10 protein-coding genes are annotated in these 12,397 nt (G+C 65.5%); 5 read left to right on the forward strand and 5 right to left on the reverse strand.

Features of this window, described 5'->3' with window-relative positions; all coding sequences use genetic code 11:
• Positions 1–33: 33 nt before the first annotated feature.
• Positions 34–1,020, reverse strand: a complete 987-nt coding sequence (locus LPW39_RS06400) for a Bug family tripartite tricarboxylate transporter substrate binding protein (protein ID WP_230772593.1) — start codon at positions 1,018–1,020, stop codon at positions 34–36.
• A gap of 42 nt (positions 1,021–1,062) precedes the next feature.
• Complete coding sequence (argH, locus tag LPW39_RS06405; RefSeq protein WP_230772600.1) at positions 1,063–2,520, reverse strand: argininosuccinate lyase; 1,458 nt, start codon at positions 2,518–2,520, stop codon at positions 1,063–1,065.
• A gap of 122 nt (positions 2,521–2,642) precedes the next feature.
• Between argH and LPW39_RS06410 the strand changes: the two genes are divergently transcribed.
• Both LPW39_RS06410 and LPW39_RS06415 read left to right on the forward strand, forming a co-directional pair.
• A complete protein-coding gene (locus LPW39_RS06410) occupies positions 2,643–3,677 on the forward strand; it encodes a sensor histidine kinase (RefSeq protein ID WP_230772629.1) in 1,035 nt (344 codons plus the stop codon).
• 65 nt (positions 3,678–3,742) lie between these two features.
• Positions 3,743–4,531: a LytR/AlgR family response regulator transcription factor gene (locus tag LPW39_RS06415; protein ID WP_230772641.1), complete on the forward strand. Its 789-nt coding sequence runs from the start codon at positions 3,743–3,745 to the stop codon at positions 4,529–4,531.
• Between the two features lie 22 nt (positions 4,532–4,553).
• On the opposite strand, the gene LPW39_RS06420 is transcribed toward LPW39_RS06415, so the two are convergent.
• Both LPW39_RS06420 and polA read right to left on the reverse strand, forming a co-directional pair.
• On the reverse strand, positions 4,554–5,510 hold the full coding sequence (locus LPW39_RS06420) for a ZIP family metal transporter (protein ID WP_230772652.1): 957 nt from the start codon (positions 5,508–5,510) through the stop codon (positions 4,554–4,556).
• Positions 5,511–5,747: 237 nt separating this feature from the next.
• Positions 5,748–8,549 carry a DNA polymerase I gene (gene polA / locus LPW39_RS06425; protein ID WP_230772655.1) on the reverse strand — a complete coding sequence of 934 codons (2,802 nt, stop codon included), beginning with the start codon at positions 8,547–8,549 and terminating at the stop codon, positions 5,748–5,750.
• Positions 8,550–8,601: 52 nt separating this feature from the next.
• On the opposite strand from polA, the gene LPW39_RS06430 reads away from it, so the two are divergent.
• The 3 genes from LPW39_RS06430 (at position 8,602) to LPW39_RS06440 (ending at position 10,966) form a co-directional block, all read left to right on the forward strand.
• Positions 8,602–8,976, forward strand: coding sequence for a hypothetical protein (locus LPW39_RS06430; protein WP_230772657.1), 375 nt, complete (start codon positions 8,602–8,604; stop codon positions 8,974–8,976).
• 124 nt (positions 8,977–9,100) lie between these two features.
• The gene (locus LPW39_RS06435) at positions 9,101–10,057 is read left to right on the forward strand and encodes a homoserine kinase (RefSeq protein WP_230772669.1); all 957 of its coding nucleotides are present in this window, start codon (positions 9,101–9,103) and stop codon (positions 10,055–10,057) included.
• A gap of 111 nt (positions 10,058–10,168) precedes the next feature.
• Positions 10,169–10,966 carry a BPSS1780 family membrane protein gene (locus tag LPW39_RS06440; RefSeq protein ID WP_230772672.1) on the forward strand — a complete coding sequence of 266 codons (798 nt, stop codon included), beginning with the start codon at positions 10,169–10,171 and terminating at the stop codon, positions 10,964–10,966.
• A gap of 51 nt (positions 10,967–11,017) precedes the next feature.
• Here the strand turns inward: LPW39_RS06440 and LPW39_RS06445 are convergent, their stop codons facing one another.
• Entirely contained in the window at positions 11,018–12,151 is a 1,134-nt protein-coding gene (locus LPW39_RS06445) for an FUSC family protein (protein WP_230772674.1), read from the reverse strand.
• Positions 12,152–12,397: the final 246 nt, after the last annotated feature.

Genomic DNA, 12,397 nt, shown 5'->3' on the forward strand with positions numbered 1-12,397 from the left:
GGATGCCTTGCTGCCCAGCAGCGCCAGCGAAGGTCACTGGGGCTGGAAGCCGCTGTCGCGGATGATGCGGGCCCAGACGGCCGAATAGGCGCGCTCGCGTGCCAGCAGCTGCTCGGGCGTCATATAGCCTACGCTCAACCCCATGCCCACCAGCTGCTCCTGCACATCGGGGGCGGCCACGGCCTTGGCAACCGCCTGCGATACAGCCTGCACCATATCGGGGGGCGTGCCTGCCGCAGCATACATGCCGTAATAAGGCATGTCTTCCAGGCCCGGCAGGCCCAGTTCGCTGAAGGTGGGCACATCGGGCAAGGCCTGCTGGCGCTTGCCGCCCAGCACGGCCAGCACGCGGACCTTGCCGGCCTTGTGGCTTTCGATGAAATCCTGCACCGAGCCAATGCCGGCAGGGATCTGGTTGCCCATCATGTCGGCCAGCATCGGCGCGCTGCCCCGGTAGGGCACGGACACCAGGTCGGTCTTGAAGCGCTGGTTCAGCACCCGCACCAGGAACTCCGGCGTGGATGCTGGCGCTGGAATGCCCACCGCACTCTTGCCGCCCTGCTTTTTGAGCCACTGCAGATAGGCCTCAAACGTGCGCACGCCCAGGCCGTCGGAGACCGCAATCGCATTGACAAAGCTGGCAAAACCGGCCACCGGCACAAAGTCCGCATGCGGGTCAAACCCCGGGTTCTTGACGACCTGGGGCAGGATGGAGATGGTGTGGTCGTGGGTGACGAAGAAGGTGGCGCCATCCGCAGGCGAGGCCTTGAGGATCTGGGCCGCAATCTGGCCGCCCGCGCCGGGCTTGTTCTCCACCACCACCGAGGTGCCCAGGCTGTCCTTCATCTTCTCGGCCAGCAGGCGCGCGATCACATCGGTGCCGCCGCCCGGTGGAAAGCCCACCAGCAGCCGCACCGGCTTGCCCTTGTTGTAGCCCGCCGCCCAGCAGGGGCTGGCCAGCCACCCGGCCGCAGCAGCGGCCAGCAGTTGTTGGGAGAAATGGCGGCGGCGCAAGGACATGCTGGGCTTTCAGGAATCGAAGAAGAACCGTTAAAGCAAGGCTTATGCCAGACGTGTGCGGTGCTTAGCCAGCTGCGTGCGCACCTGGGCAGGCGCCGTGCCACCCAGCGTATTGCGGGCGTTCAGCGAGCCTTCCAGGCTCAGCGCCTCGAAGACATTGGCTTCGATGTTGGGGTTGAAGGCCTGCAGCTCGGCCAGCGGCAGCTCGGTCAGGTCCACGCCCTTTTGCGAGGCGAGCTTGACGGCATGGGCCACGGTCTCGTGGGCATCGCGGAAAGGCAGGCCCTTCTTGACCAGGTAATCGGCCAGGTCGGTGGCGGTGGCATAGCCCTTGAGCGCAGCGGCACGCATGTTGTCGGCGTTGACGGTGATGCCGCCCTCCTTGGCGCCGGTCGCAGGGTTCACCTGGCCGCCGATCATCTCGGCAAAGATGCGCAAGGTGTCCTTCAAGGTGTCGACGGTGTCGAACAGCGGCTCCTTGTCTTCCTGGTTGTCCTTGTTGTAGGCCAGCGGCTGGCCTTTCATCAAGGTGATCAGGCCCATCAGGTGGCCGACCACGCGGCCGGTCTTGCCCCGTGCCAGCTCGGGCACATCGGGGTTCTTCTTCTGCGGCATGATCGACGAGCCGGTGGTGAAGCGGTCGGCAATGCGCACAAAGCCGAAGTTCTGGCTCATCCAGATGATCAGTTCCTCGGACAGGCGGCTGATGTGCACCATGCACAGCGACGCCGCAGCGGTGAATTCAATCGCGAAGTCACGGTCGCTGACGCCGTCCAGCGAGTTCTGGGACACGCCTTCCATGCCCAGCGTGCGGGCCACGCGCTCGCGGTCCAGCGGGTAGGTGGTGCCGGCCAGCGCGGCGCTGCCCAGCGGCAGCACATTGACGCGCTTGCGCACGTCCAGCATGCGCTCGGCATCGCGCTTGAACATTTCCACATAGGCCAGCAGGTGGTGGGCAAAGCTCACCGGCTGGGCCACTTGCAGGTGGGTAAAGCCGGGCAGGATCACGTCGACGTTCTTTTCGGCCACTTCCACCAGCGACAGCTGCAGCTCGCCCAGCAGGCCTTCGATCAGGTCGATCTCGCCGCGCAGCCACAGGCGCACATCGGTGGCGACCTGGTCATTGCGGCTGCGGCCGGTGTGCAGGCGCTTGCCGGCATCGCCCACCAGCTGGGTCAGGCGCGCTTCGATGTTCAGGTGCACGTCTTCCAGGTCCAGCTTCCACTCAAAGCTGCCCGCTTCGATCTCCGAGGTGATCTGTGCCATGCCCTGCTCGATGGAGGCCAGGTCCTGCTCGCCAATGATCTTCTGGGCACACAGCATTTGTGCGTGGGCCAGGCTGCCCTGGATGTCGGCCTGCCACAGGCGCTTGTCGAAAAACACACTGGAGGTATAGCGCTTGACCAGATCGCTCATGGGTTCGGAGAACAGCGCCGACCAGGCTTCGGACTTGGAATCGAGCTGGTTGTGCGAAGGAGACGAAGCGTGTGGTGTAGACATGAAGGTCGCAGTATTCGGGTTAAGCTGCCAGTTGCGCTGCGGAAACACAGCCTCCGGTGCTGTGCCTGTGGCCCGCCGAAGCCCTGGGCGAAAAACCAGGATTTTATCGACCCTGCACGACCATGCCAGCAACATCAACTAATCCAGCCCCGCGCGAAGCCATCGTCGGCACGGCCTATGTGTTTGATGCCTGCACCGCCAGTGTGATCGGCCGCACCGTGGCCCTGGTCGAGACTGTGGTGGCGATCGCCGCGGCCTTTGGCACCAGCGGCTTGGCCGATTGGTTCTTTCAGCTGGCACTGCTCACCGCCGTGGTGCTGCCGGCCAGCCTGCTGTGGCTGGTGCTGGCCTGCCAGCAGAAAAAGCTGCTGCAGCGCTGCAGCACGCGCCTGCAGTACCTGGCCGGCGCCGCGCTGGGCGTGGCCTGCGGGCTGCTGGCGGCCATGCTCTACCAATGGGCCACCTTGTCCGCACAAACCGCCTGGCTGGCCAGCGCTGCGGCGGGCGGCTTTTTGGCGGCGATGGTGGTGGTGGGCCTGCAATGGCGGGCCCAGGCCCGCACGCCAGCGGCCACCACCGCGCGCCTGGCCGAGCTGCAGGCGCGCATCCGCCCGCATTTCCTCTTCAATGCGCTCAACAGCGCCATTGCGCTGGTGCAGGACCACCCGCACAAGGCCGAGGCCATGCTGGAGGACCTGAGCGACCTGTTCCGCCATGCGCTGACCGAAAAACGCGAGGCCTCGACCCTGGCCGAAGAGGTGATGCTGGCGCGCCGCTACCTGTCGATCGAGCAGATCCGCTTTGAAGACCGCATGGCCGTGCGCTGGAACCTGGACTCGCGCGCCGATGACGCCACCGTGCCGCCGCTGTTTCTGCAGCCGCTGGTGGAGAACGCCGTCAAGCATGGCATCGAGCCCAGCCACGGCCATGGCCGCATCAGCATTGCCACGCGCCGCAGGGGCAATATGGTGCAGATCCAGATCATCAACACCACGCCACGCCCCTTCAGCGCCCCGCAGCCCGAGCGGCGTGCCGGCACCGGCACGGCCATCCTGAATGTGAAAAAGCGCCTGCGCCTGCTCTATGACCTGGAGTACGACTTCAAGGCCACGAGCAAGGACGGCATCTACATGGTGCGCATCAGCATCCCCGCTTGAGCGGGCGCAAATACACGACGGCCGGTGTTGGCAGCCAGGCCCGGCCTCCGCTAGCATAGGCGCCCATGCGAGTATTGATTGTGGATGATGAAGCCCTGGCCCGCAGCCGGCTGCGGCGCTTGTTGGTCGAGATGACGCCAGCGCCAACCGCCGTGCAGGAGGCCGCCAATGCGCCCGAGGCGCTGCAGGCGCTGGCCAGCGCCGCCGCTTTGGGCCAGGCCTTTGATGTGCTGCTGCTGGACATCCACATGCCGGGCCTCAGCGGCATGGAGCTGGCGCGCCAGCTGCAGCAGCAGCCCCCTGCCCCTGCGGTGGTCTTTGTCACCGCCCACCCCGAGCATGCGCTGAGCGCCTTCGAGGTCAATGCCGCCGACTACCTGACCAAGCCGGTGCGGCGCGAGCGCCTGGCAGCCGCACTGCACAAGGTGGCCCTGGTTGCCCAGGCCCATGCGCTGCGCCAGGCCCCTGCCCAGCCCGAGCCCGATCTGGACGCCGACACCCTGCTGATCACCGACCGGGGCCGTACCGAACGGGTGCGCCTGGCCGATGTGCTGTACTTCAAATCCGAGCTGAAATATGTGACCGTGCGCACCGCCACCCATGAGTACCTGTGGTCAGGCAGCCTCAATGATCTGGAAACGCGCTTTGCCAAACGCTATCTGCGCGTGCACCGCAATGCGCTGGTCGCGCCTTCGGCCATCCGCTGTCTGGAAAAAGCCTGTGATGTGGACGACAGCGATGGCTGGCAGCTGCGCCTGTTTGGCATTGCGGATGTGCTGCTGGTCTCGCGGCGCCAGCTGCCGGTGGTGCGGGCCTTGCTGGCCAACAAGGGCAGTGGCCTGCGCGCAGGCTGACAGCTACGCTTTCGCTTCTGCCTCAGTGCTTGTGACCGTCGTGGTCACCATGCGCGTCCTGCGTGCCATGGGCCTCATGCTGCTCGGCCAGGCCGTGTGCATGGCCATGGTGGTCATGGTCGCCATGCGCCCAGGTGCTGACAGCACTCACCACCACCATGCCGATGGCCAGCCAGACCACCTGCTGCACCGTCTGCTTGGCCGTCAGCTGGCGCTGCAGCTGCGGGATCAGATCGGCCAACGCCACATAGATGAAGCTGCTCGATGCAATGGCCAGGAAGTACGGCAGAAAATCGGCCAGTGAGCTGACCAGGAAATAGCCGACCACGCCGCCCAGCGCCGTCACCGCACCAGCCAGCGACAGCTTGAGCAAGGCGACCTTGCTCTGGCTGCGGCCGCCATTGCCCGACAGCACGACCAGGTCGCCCATATGGTGGGGTACCTCATGGGCCAGCACCGAGATGGCCGCCACAATGCCCAGCCACATATCGGCCATGAAGGCCGACGCAATCAGGATGCCGTCGCCAAAGCAGTGCACGCTGTCACCGGTCAGCAGCGACCAGCCGCCTGCGCTGTGGTTGTGTGTGTGGCCATGGTGGTGGTGCGCATGGCCATGCTGGCCATCGGCGTGCTCGGCATCTGCATGCTCGCCATGGGCATGGCCGCGCTCTTCGGGCAGTGCATGGCGGTGCTCATGGCCGTGGTGCCACAGCTCGGCCTTGTCCAGCAAGAAGAAAAAAACCAGACCCAGCAGCAGCACCACAAACAGCGCCTTGGGGTTGATCTGGCTCTCGAAAGCCTCGGGCAGCAAATGCACAAAGGCGGTGGCGAGCAAGGCGCCTGCGGCCAGGCTCAGCAGGTGCTGGGCACCAAAGCGGCTGCCTTGGCTGCCAATGCCCGTGCGCATCAGCGCTGCGGCCACCCACACGCTGCCCAAACCGGCAGCAAGGGTCGCCAGCACGATTGCGATCAAAGTCATGAAACCATCCTTCAGCGGGGCCGGCTCAACAAAAAACGCCGTCCATCCGGTGCCGCAACCACGCGCCAGCGCAGCCACCGGGCACCCGTGCCCCATCCAACATGCCGCGCATGGTAGCACTTTGTTGCAACGCAGTTGCATTAACCGCCCCAAATCCTGGGCGGATGCCAGGGCTTGGAGCGGTCCATCTGGAACCTCAGCGACTGCCTATGTCAGGCAGCGCTGCGGGCATCAGCCTCAGTGCGCTTTTTCCCAGTTCGGGCCAAAGCCGATCTCGGCGATCAAGGGCACCTTCAGGTCGGCCACACTCGCCATGATGGCCGGGATCTCCGTGCGCAGCCATTCCTGCTCGGCGGCAGGCAGCTCGAACACCAGTTCATCGTGCACCTGCATGATGACCAGCACCTCGGGCTTGTCCGCGTCAAGCTTGGCCTGCACGGCCACCATGGCCTTCTTGATCAGGTCGGCCGCCGTGCCCTGCATGGGGGCATTGATCGCGGCGCGCTCGGCCGCTTTCTTGCGCGGGCCATTGCCGCCATTGATCTCGGGCAGCACCAGGCGGCGGCCAAACACGGTCTCGACATAGCCCTGCGTATGCGCCAGCTCCACGGTCTGGTCCATATAGCGCTTGACGCCGGGGTAGCGCTGGAAGTACTTGTCGATATAGGCGGCAGCGGCCTTGGTCTCGATGCCCAGGTTCTTGGCCAGGCCAAAGCTGCTCATGCCGTAGATCAGGCCAAAGTTGATGACCTTGGCATAGCGGCGCTGCTCGCTGCTGACCTGGTCCAGCGCCACGCCAAACACCTCGGCGGCGGTGGCCCGGTGCACATCCAGCCCATCGCGGAAGGCGTTCAGCAACGCCTCGTCACCCGACAGATGCGCCATGATGCGCAGCTCGATCTGCGAGTAGTCGGCACTGGCAATCAGCTTGCCCTCGGGCGCGACAAAGGCCTCGCGGATGCGGCGGCCTTCGGCCGTGCGCACGGGGATGTTCTGCAGGTTGGGATCGTTGCTGGACAAGCGGCCGGTGACGGCCACCGCCTGCGCATAGTGGGTATGCACGCGGCCATCGCTGGGCAGTGCCATCTGCGCGAGCTTGTCGGTATAGGTGCCCTTGAGCTTGGACAGCGAGCGGTGCTCCAGAATCTTGGCCGGCAGCGGATAATCTTCAGCCAGCTTTTCCAGCACTTCTTCATCAGTGCTGCGCGCGCCGGTAGCGGTTTTCTTCACCACGGGCAGGCCCAGCTTGTCAAAAAAGATCTCGCCGAGCTGCTTGGGGCTGCTCAGGTTGAACTGCTGGCCGGCGATCTCATAGGCCTCGGCCTCCAGCGCCAGAATACGGCGGCCCAGGTCATTGCTCTGGCGCGCCAGCTCGGGCGCATCGATGCGCACGCCATTGCGCTCGATGCGGAACAGCGCTTCGCTGGTCTGCATCTCCAGCGCATAGATATGCGCCAGGCCGGCATTGGCTTCGATGCGCGGCCACAGCACGCGGTGCACATCCAGGGTCTGGTCCGAGTCTTCGCAGCTATAGGCGGCAGCCTTGTCCACCGGCACCTGGGCAAACGGGATCTGGCCCTTGCCCTTGCCGCAGAGGTCTTCGTAGCTGATGCCCGTGCGGCCGGTGTGGCGCAGCGCCAGGCTGCCCAGGTTGTGGGGGCGGTCGGCCTCCAGCACATAGGACTGCAGCATGGTGTCATGCGCATAGCCTTGCACGCGAATGCCGTGGTTGGCCAGCACATGCTGGTCATATTTGACATGCTGGCCCAGCTTCTTTTTGCTGGCGTCTTCCAGCCAGGGCTTGAGCTTGGCCAGCACCAGATCCATCGGCAGCTGCTCGGGCACGTCCATGCCTTCGTGGCGCAGCGGGATGTAGGCCGCCTCGCCCACCTGCACGCTGAACGAGATGCCGACGATGCGGGCCTGCATTTCATCGAGCGAATCGGTTTCGGTATCGAGCGCCGCCAATTCGGCCGTTTGCAGCTTGAGCAACCAGGCATCCAGATCGGCCTCGGTCAGGATGGTGTGGTAGACCACATCGCGCTGCTGGGCCTCGATGGCGACCTCGGTCACCGCGGCATCGGCACTGTCAAACAGACCGGCCTGGCCGGCAGGGCCGGTTGCGGCCTTGCCCGCAGCGGGCGCTGCGGCAGAACCCAGCGACCGCGCCAGGCCCTTGAAGCCGTACTGCTCATAGAACGGTGCCAGGCCGGCGGCATCCGGCTCTCCCAGCGTAATGCCATCGAAGGCGGGCAGGCCCGGGATGTAGTCGTCCAGCGCGCAATCGGTCTTCATCGTCACCAGCTGGCGGCTCAGCGCCAGCTGGCCGCTGGCGATCGCATCGCGCAGGTTCTGGCCGGCAACGCCCTTGATCGTGTCGGCTTTGGCGATCAACTGGTCCAAGGAGCCGTGTTCCTCCAGCCACTTGGCAGCCGTCTTCGGGCCCACCTTGCTGACGCCAGGCACGTTGTCCACCGTATCGCCCACCAAGGCCTGGTACTCGACCATCTGCGAGGGCGGCACGCCAAACTCGGCCGTGACCCCGGCCACGTCTCGCCGCTTGCCGTTCATCGTGTCGATAATGGTTACGTGCTCGTTGACCAGCTGGCTCAAATCCTTGTCGCCGCTGGAGACGATGACCTGGATGCCCTGCTGCGAGGCCATCTGGGCCAGGGTGGCAATGACATCGTCGGCCTCGACGCCGGGCACCGCCAGAATCTTCCAGCCCAGCAGCTGCACCACCTCATGGATGGGCGCGATCTGCGAGCGCAGGTCGTCGGGCATCGGCGAGCGCGTGGCCTTGTACTCAGTGTAGAGATCGTCGCGAAAGGTAGGGCCGCTGGCATCGAAAACACAGACCGCGTAGTCGGCCTGTATGTCTTTACGCAACGCCTGCATCATATTGATCATGCCCCGGATGGCCCCGGTTGCCGGGCTGGCAGAGTCGCCGGGAACCGCACGAAGATCGGGCATGGCATGGTAGGCACGGTACAGATAGCTGGAACCGTCCACCAGCACTAAAGTAGGAGGATTACGCATATTGACATTGTGCCCGGTACGCAAACACCGGGCGACAACTTACAATTGAGCCATGCGCGCAATTACCACTTCTTTCATCGCCCAGGCCCTGGCACTGGTGCTGGCAGCCCCTGCACTGGCCCAGCAACCCGCCGCTCCTGCCGAGCAGCCTGCAGCCCAGCCCGCTGCACAGCCTGCGGCCCCTGCCGACGCGGCGCCCGCGAACGACAAGTACAACCAGAAGGCCGAATACATCCGGGTGGAAGACGCGGGCAGCCGCATCGACGAGGTGCGCATTGGTGGCCAGACCCAGAGCATCCATGTGCAGCCCAAGATGGGCAACATGCCCGGCTACGAGGTCAAGTCCACCGATGGCGCCCGCGCCCGCCCTGACGGTTTTGGCGACACCCAGAACAAGAAGCGCGTCTGGAACATCGGCAATTTCTGAGCGCGATACCAGAGCGAAAAGCCCGGCGCCGCCCGGGCTTGCGATAATCGCATCTTTGCACCCGCCTTGCGGGCCAGACCAGCCACAGAGGCTGGCCTTGTTTTTGTAGCGACGATCTATATCCATGGCTGTTTTCACCGAAGTATCCGACAAGGCTGCCAAGGCCCTGCTCAAACGCGTCCCGCTGGGCGATTTCGTCTCGTTGCGCGGTATTGAAGGCGGTATTGAAAACACCAACTACTTTCTGACCACCAGCCAGGGCGAGTACGTGCTGACCCTGTTCGAGCGCCTGCGCGCCGACCAACTGCCGTTCTACCTGTACCTGATGAAGCACCTGGCCAAGGCCGGCGTGCCCGTGCCCGAGCCCCAGGCCGATGGCAAGACCGGCGACATCCTGCTGCAGGTCGAGGGCAAGCCCGCCGCCATCGTCGGCAAGCTGCCCGGCAAGAGCCAGCTGGCGCCCCAAGCGGCGCATTGCCAATCGCTGGGCGAGGTGCTGGCCCGAATGCACCAGGCCGCGCTCGACTACCCGCGCCAGCAGCCCAATCTGCGTGGCCTGCCCTGGTGGAACGAGACCGTGCCGGTGGTGCTGCCCTACCTGGACACCGCCACCGCCGAGCTGTTGCGCAGCGAGCTGGCGTACCAGAACCATGTGGCGCAAAGCTCGGCCTATGCGGCGCTGCCACGCGGCCCGGTGCATGCCGACCTGTTCCGCGACAACGCCATGTTCGAGGGTGAGACCCTGACGGGCATCTTTGACTTCTATTTCGCCGGTGTCGATACCTGGCTGTTCGACATTGCCGTGGTCATCAACGACTGGTGCATCGACCTGGCCACCGGCGCCATTGACAAGGCCCGTGCCGATGCGCTGCTCGCCGCCTACCAGGCGGTACGCCCACTGCAGGCCTGCGAGCGCGAGCTGCTCAATGCCATGCTGCGCGCAGGCGCGCTGCGCTTCTGGATCTCGCGCCTTTGGGACTTCTACCTGCCGCGCGAAGCCTCGCTGCTGAAGCCCCATGACCCGACCCACTTCGAGCGGGTGCTGCGCGCGCGCCTGGCCGCGCCTTACCACCTGATCTGATCCACCCGCGCGCCATGCCCACATGGGCGCCTGCGCCTTGGGCGCATGGGTTACAGTGCGCCATCCCCTTTGATTTTTATCGCTGCAGCCCGCGCTGCAGCGCGCTGGTGCATGAAACTTCGTATCGCCACTGCCCGCCAGGGTGTGACCTGGGTGCAAGACGGCTTCAAAACCTTCAAGACACAGGCCCTGGCCCTGACCTCGCTGTTCTTTCTGTCGATGATGGTGATGTCCCTGATCGGCGCCATCCCGATTGCCGGCACCTTTATCGCGCTGGCGCTGCTGCCCGTCTCCACCTTGTGCATGATGATTGGCGCCGCGCTGACGGCGCAGGGCACGCGCCCGACCTTGCCAGTGGTACTGGCTGCGCTGCGCGTGGACAAGGAACGGCGCAATTCATTCGTCGTGCTGGGCGTCTTCTATGCGCTGTCCTTCTTGCTGGTACTGGGCTTTTCGGCGCTGTTCGATGGCGGCCAGTTCGCCCGCCTCAACCTGATGGGCGGCGAGATCACGCGTGAGATCGTCGAGCAACCCGCTTTTCAGCAGGCCATGTTCGCCACCATGCTGCTGTACATTCCGCTGTCGCTGCTGTTCTGGCATGCGCCTGGCCTGATCTACTGGCACAAGGTGCCTGCCATCAAGGCGGTGTTCTTCAGCCTGATTGCCTGCAGCCGCAATATTGGCGCCTTCACGATGTTTGGCCTGGCCTGGATGGCTGTCGGCATCGGCTTTGGCATCGCCATGGCCTTGTTGTCGGCGCTGCTGGGCACCTTGCTGGGCGCCTGGGCAGCGGCGGCGATTGCGATTGCCGGCTCGCTGATGCTGGCGACGATGTTCCTGACCTCGGTGGTGTTCAGCTTTCGCGACTGCTTTGAAGCCCCGGAGCAAGCGGACAGCGTCGCGCTCTGAGATTTACCGATTCAACCAAGCCCGGCCTGTGCCCCACAGCCCGGGCTTTTTTCATGGCTGCGGGCCTTCGCCGTGGTGCAGGCGGTGCAGGTGCGCCCGGTCTTCCAGGCTGGACAGTGCCAGCGCAAACACAATGCCCAGTGCCGCGCCCAGCACGGTATCCAGCACCCGTTCCAGCGGCATGGCCAAAGGCGCCAGCGGCGACGAGGCCAGATGCGTCATCAGCAGGGCCATCGGCGTAACGGTGATCTGGCCCAGCGCGTAGTTGTAGCCAATGCTCACCTCGGTGATGAACTGCAGAGCCACGATGCAGGCGGCGATCCACCAGAAGGAAGGCTCCAGCGACAGAATCAGACCGGCCACCAGCGCGCCCAGCATGGTGCCCACCATGCGCTGCAGCGCGCGGTTCATCGTGATGTGCAGATGGCTGCCCTGCATCACCGCCGTGGCGCCAATCGCCGCCCAGGCCGGATGCTGCCAGCCCGCCGCCTGGGCCACCCAGGCCGCCAGGCCAGCACCCAGCACCATGCGGCCGGCAGCAGCCAGCTCGGCCGGCCAGGGCCGCTGCGGCTGCGCAGGCAACTGCACGCGCTGCATCGCCTGGTGGCGCAGGCCATCGGTCGCCCAGCAGACCAGGGCTGCCAACAGGCCGCCGGCCAGGGTGCCCAAGGTCCGCTCCAGCAGCTGCTGCCCGCTGTGCACCGGCGCCAGCGAGGCACCGGCGGCGAACACCACAATCACCGCGCCCGGCCCACCCAGGCGCCAGTGGCTGACCGCCAAGGTGGCCGCGCCGGCCACCAGCGCCAGCACCCAGACCATGCCCTGGGCGGGCAGCCCGGCCCAGGATGCGAGGGAGGGCAAAAACACCGCCGCGCACAGCATGGCTGCGCAGATGCCGACGATGCGCATGCGCCGGCCCGGCGCCGCAAAGCGGCCAAACAGCGCCGCCAATGCGCCCAGCCCCAACGGGCCGACCAGCTGGGGCCAGGGGGACAGCCGCGCCACCACCAAGGCCAGCAGCACCGCCAGCGCCGCCTGCATGGCCGCGACCAACGCGATGTGCAGCGACGGCAGCGGTTGCAGACGGGCGCTGTCACGCAGCTGGCGCGGCGACAGCAGATGGCGCAGCGCCTGGTGGCGGCCAACGGCCGGGGTGGATATATCGATCTTGCGGGCAGGTGTCATGGGCATTCTCGTCAACCCAGCGAATGGCGAACGCGCAGACCGGCCGGCGGTGCGGCCAATGCATATGGCTGGGACATGGAAGTGGCGACTCACCCGCCGGGAAGCAGCGCGGGCGCCGCCCCCTGCGCGGATGGGGGACGGCCAGCGCAGCCTGGGCAGCAGAGGTGCACCAGAATGCGGCAGGGCTGCTCAAGCGGATGAGCAACCCATATAGTATCCCATGCAACTATTAAATGCAAGCCTGAG

Source organism: Comamonas koreensis (assembly GCF_021026195.1).
Lineage (GTDB): Bacteria > Pseudomonadota > Gammaproteobacteria > Burkholderiales > Burkholderiaceae_C > Comamonas > Comamonas koreensis.

What these genes read in the sequence shown, in the direction of transcription:
- LPW39_RS06400 (WP_230772593.1), bottom strand. Translation starts at nt 1,020, where the DNA reads ATGTCCTTGCGCCGCCGCCATTTCTCCCAACAACTGCTGGCCGCTGCT.
- argH (WP_230772600.1), bottom strand. Translation starts at nt 2,520, where the DNA reads ATGTCTACACCACACGCTTCGTCTCCTTCGCACAACCAGCTCGATTCC.
- LPW39_RS06410 (WP_230772629.1), top strand. Translation starts at nt 2,643, where the DNA reads ATGCCAGCAACATCAACTAATCCAGCCCCGCGCGAAGCCATCGTCGGC.
- LPW39_RS06415 (WP_230772641.1), top strand. Translation starts at nt 3,743, where the DNA reads ATGCGAGTATTGATTGTGGATGATGAAGCCCTGGCCCGCAGCCGGCTG.
- LPW39_RS06420 (WP_230772652.1), bottom strand. Translation starts at nt 5,510, where the DNA reads ATGACTTTGATCGCAATCGTGCTGGCGACCCTTGCTGCCGGTTTGGGC.
- polA (WP_230772655.1), bottom strand. Translation starts at nt 8,549, where the DNA reads ATGCGTAATCCTCCTACTTTAGTGCTGGTGGACGGTTCCAGCTATCTG.
- LPW39_RS06430 (WP_230772657.1), top strand. Translation starts at nt 8,602, where the DNA reads ATGCGCGCAATTACCACTTCTTTCATCGCCCAGGCCCTGGCACTGGTG.
- LPW39_RS06435 (WP_230772669.1), top strand. Translation starts at nt 9,101, where the DNA reads ATGGCTGTTTTCACCGAAGTATCCGACAAGGCTGCCAAGGCCCTGCTC.
- LPW39_RS06440 (WP_230772672.1), top strand. Translation starts at nt 10,169, where the DNA reads ATGAAACTTCGTATCGCCACTGCCCGCCAGGGTGTGACCTGGGTGCAA.
- LPW39_RS06445 (WP_230772674.1), bottom strand. Translation starts at nt 12,151, where the DNA reads ATGACACCTGCCCGCAAGATCGATATATCCACCCCGGCCGTTGGCCGC.